The organism is Luteitalea sp. (assembly GCF_044337415.1).
GTDB lineage: Bacteria > Acidobacteriota > Vicinamibacteria > Vicinamibacterales > Vicinamibacteraceae > Luteitalea.
The window spans coordinates 1-3735 of sequence record NZ_JBIINP010000312.1; the positions used below are offsets into that span (position 1 = coordinate 1).

Consider the following 3735-nt stretch of genomic DNA (forward strand, 5'->3'; position numbering starts at 1 on the left):
GGGCTTCCGGGTGCTGGCGCTGGCCACGCGCACGGTGCCGGCCAGGGCCGCCTACGCGCGCGAGGACGAGGCCGGCATGACGTTCGGGGGCTTCCTGCTGTTCCTCGATCCGCCGAAGGCCGACGCGGCCCGCGTGCTGGGCGACCTCGCGGCGCTGCATGTTCAGGTGAAGATCATCACCGGCGACAACCGCTTCGTGACGGCGCACCTGGCGGAGGTCGTGGGACTCGATCCGGCGTCGATGCTGACGGGCGAGGCGCTCGACAGGCTGTCGGACGAGGCGCTCTGGCACACGGCGCCGCGCACGTCGTTGTTTGCCGAGATCGACCCGCAGCAGAAGGAGCGTATCGTCCGCGCGCTCCAGCGCACGGGGCACTCGGTCGGCTACCTCGGCGACGGCATCAACGACGCGCCTGCCCTGCATGCCGCCGACGTGGGCATCTCGGTCGATACCGCCGTGGACGTGGCGCGCGAGAGCGCCGACATCATCCTGCTCAAGCGCGACCTCGACGTGCTGCGCAGCGGCGTCGAGGATGGCCGCCGCACGTTCGCCAACACGCTCAAGTACATCTCGATCACGACGAGCGCGAACTTCGGCAACATGATCAGCATGGCGATCGCGGCGCCGCTGCTGCCGTTCCTGCCGCTGGTCGCCACGCAGATCCTGCTCAACAACTTCCTCTCGGACGTGCCGTCGATGGCCATCGCCAGCGACCGCGTCGATACCGAGCGCGTCACGCACCCGCAGGGCTGGCACCTCGCGGAGGTGCGGCGCTACATGATCGTCTTCGGGCTCGTGAGCTCGGTGTTCGACCTGTTGACGTTCGCGGCGCTCCTCCGGGTGTTCCACGCCGGCGAGGCGGCGTTCCAGACGACGTGGTTCGTGGTGTCGCTGCTCACGGAACTCGGCGTGGTGCTCATCCTGCGCACCCGCGGGGCGGCGTGGCGCAGCCGTCCGAGCGCGCTGCTGCTGTGGACGACGATGGGGGCGGGGGTGTTCGCGCTGGCGGTGCCGTTCCTCGGCCCGGCGTCGCGGCTGTTCGGGTTCGTGCCGCTGTCGGCCACGGAGATGGCGACCGTCGTCGCGATCGTCGCGACCTACCTGTGCGCGACCGAGATCACCAAGCGGTGGTTCTTCCGGCCCGGCGGCCCGGTACTGGCGCCCACCACGGCCGCCTCCCGCTTGGCCTGACCGCCGGCGATTGGCAACCAACACCGAGAAGCGATCTGCCCGGGGGTGTCGGATACGGCTCCCCCGCAGGTTGGTGGGGCGACACATCGTGTCCCGAACGTGACGGCATCCGGCACCAGGAGCCGCTCGGTTGCGCCAACAGCCTGTCGAAATCAGCAACGCTCCCGCGGTACGGTCCTTGCACTCGCAGGCGGCACAGGCGTGGAGGGCCCATGGAGCCACTACGGGAACTGCTCGGGAGCAATCATCGGCAGACGCTGGAGTTCTTCCTGCTCGGTCTGCGTGAGGTGTCGGCGCCAGACGTCGATCACGACGAACTGCTCTACAACGCCAGCGTGCTGGCGCACTTCGCGCAATCCTCGACGCAATCGACCGAGGACCTGCCGACGCCGGCACACCTCGGCGCCGTCTTCGACGCCTATGTCCTCGACACGTCCATGCGCGAGGACAGCGGGATGATGGAGACCGCGGGTGCCCAGTGCCTGCTGCTCGCGGGGTACTTCGAGGACCAGATGCGTCGCCGCCACACGATCCGCTGGTATGCCGACCTCGGCGCCGGCTTCTATCGCCGGGCCGCGGCCACCGAAAGCCAGGCACGGAAGGCACGGCTGCTCAGGGCCATGGGCTCGCACTTCGAGTCGTGGCGCCAGCGCCACGCGCAGCTCAGTCGTGAACTGAGGGACCGGCCGTACCTGCTGGGCCCGCCGCGAATCATGTAGGGAAGGTCTGGAGCCGAGGCCGACTCACTCGCACGGCAGACACGCATCGGCCGCGCAAGTGAGTATGCTTCGTGCCATGCCGTCCGTCCGCGTCGCGACGCTCGTCCTCGCGCTGGCCTGCCAGGCCATCGTCGTCCCGGTCTCTGCCCAGGCGCCCACGCCGGCCGACGACGGCGGATGGCAGTCGCTGTTCGACGGCCACTCGCTCGACGCGTGGCGTGGCTATCGTCGCGAGACGCTGCCGGAGCACGGCTGGGCGGTCAGCGACGGCGTGCTGAAGACGGTCCCCAAGGTCAAGGGCAGCGAACTCATCACGCGCAAGGCGTACCGCGACTTCGAACTGGCGTGGGAATGGCGCGTCGCACCGGGCGGCAACAACGGCGTGAAGTACTTCGTGACCGAGGCACGCCCGTCGGCGCCCGGGCACGAGTACCAGATGATCGACGACACGGGCTACCCCGCCGCGTTGACGCCGCTGCAGCACACGGCGGGCTTCTACGACGTCCTCGCCGCCAGGCCCGACAAGGCCCTGCGGCCGGCCGGCGAGTGGAACACTTCCCGCATCATCGTCCGCGGCACGCGCGTCGAGCACTGGCTGAACGGACAGCAGGTCCTGACCTACGAGCTCGGCAGCCCTGAAGTGAAGGCCGGCATCGCGGCGAGCAAGTTCAAGAACGCGCCGGGGTTCGGCGACAAGATCGACGGGCACATCATGCTGACGTACCACCAGGACGAGTGCTGGTATCGCAACATCCGGATCCGCGAACTGCAGTAGCCCTGCTGCGCGCCGTTCCCGCACGCTCGTGCTCGCCACTCCGGCTTGCCCGGAGCGCGCGTCGCCTCAGGGGCGCCCCGTGCTGGCTCAGTCGGCGCACTCGCGTCCCACTCTGCGGTTGAGCGGGCGGCCGCCATCCGCGTACACTGTCGTGTCCGCCGATGCGCGGCTTGCCCTGAGCGAGCGAAGCGAGTCGAAGGGAGAGATGGCCGAGTGGCTGAAGGCGCACGCTTGGAAAGCGTGTGTAGGGGAAACTCTACCGTGGGTTCGAATCCCACTCTCTCCGCCAAACCTCGCTCCGCTCGGCTTGCCGGAGGAGTGGGATTCAGGCTGCGGGCCCTCGCCTTCGGCTCGGCCCCTTCAGCTCGAATCCTGGATTGCCTGCGGCTCGACCTCCCGAGCTCGAATCCCACTCCCTGCGCTGCGCTGAGGGTTCGCTTGCTTCTCGGCTTCGGGCCTTCGCCTTCGGCTCGGCCCGATCTCCTCACACACCGCCACGGCCTCACCACCGCCCTGAACCGTTCGTAGCCGTCGCCAGCCGCCGTGCTGTGGCCGTCGCTTCGCTCGGCCCGGATCGCCTCGAACATCCACACACGTCGCACGCCCGCGCGGTCGGTTCGTCCTCGCCTGAACTGTTCGTAGCCGTCGCCCGTGGGCTACGGTCAGTGCTCTGCGCCGCCCCTCGCGAGTCGTCATGCCGCGGCCGTCGCTTCGCTCGGCCCGATCGACTCGCACACCGCCACGAACTCACCACCGCGCTGAACGGTTCGTAGCCGTCGCCCCTGGGCGACGGTCAGTGCTCTGCGCCGCTCCCTCGCTAGTGGTCATGCCGCGGCCGTCGCTTCGCTCGGCCCGATCGGCTCGCACACCGCTACGACCTCACCACCGCGCTGAACGGTTGGTGGCCGTAACCGCGGCGCGGCGAGCGGCCGCAGGCCCTCGCCCGGGAATTTCGAATGTCAAATTTCAAATTGCCACTACTCCGCCCGCAGTCGCATCGGCTCCAGGCGGTCGCGTGCGTCCTGCTGGCGGAACGCGCGCGGGGCCAT

3 protein-coding genes and 1 tRNA gene are annotated in these 3735 nt (G+C 69.2%); all 4 read left to right on the top strand.

Features of this window, described 5'->3' with window-relative positions; all coding sequences use genetic code 11:
• Positions 1-1192: HAD-IC family P-type ATPase (locus ACIRDX_RS21490; RefSeq protein ID WP_396627474.1), on the top strand; the 1192-nt coding region annotated here is incomplete at its 5' end.
• A gap of 212 nt (positions 1193-1404) precedes the next feature.
• Positions 1405-1911: a hypothetical protein gene (locus ACIRDX_RS21495; protein WP_396627475.1), complete on the top strand. Its 507-nt coding sequence runs from the start codon at positions 1405-1407 to the stop codon at positions 1909-1911.
• A 76-nt stretch (positions 1912-1987) separates the two neighbouring features.
• Positions 1988-2686, top strand: coding sequence for a DUF1080 domain-containing protein (locus tag ACIRDX_RS21500; protein WP_396627476.1), 699 nt, complete (start codon positions 1988-1990; stop codon positions 2684-2686).
• Positions 2687-2885: 199 nt separating this feature from the next.
• Positions 2886-2975 (top strand) — tRNA-Ser (locus ACIRDX_RS21505).
• Positions 2976-3735 lie beyond the last annotated feature (760 nt).

Bases quoted from the DNA above. Each gene is read 5' to 3' on its own strand.
- ACIRDX_RS21495 (WP_396627475.1), top strand. From the start codon at position 1,405: ATGGAGCCACTACGGGAACTGCTCGGGAGCAATCATCGGCAGACGCTG.
- ACIRDX_RS21500 (WP_396627476.1), top strand. From the start codon at position 1,988: ATGCCGTCCGTCCGCGTCGCGACGCTCGTCCTCGCGCTGGCCTGCCAG.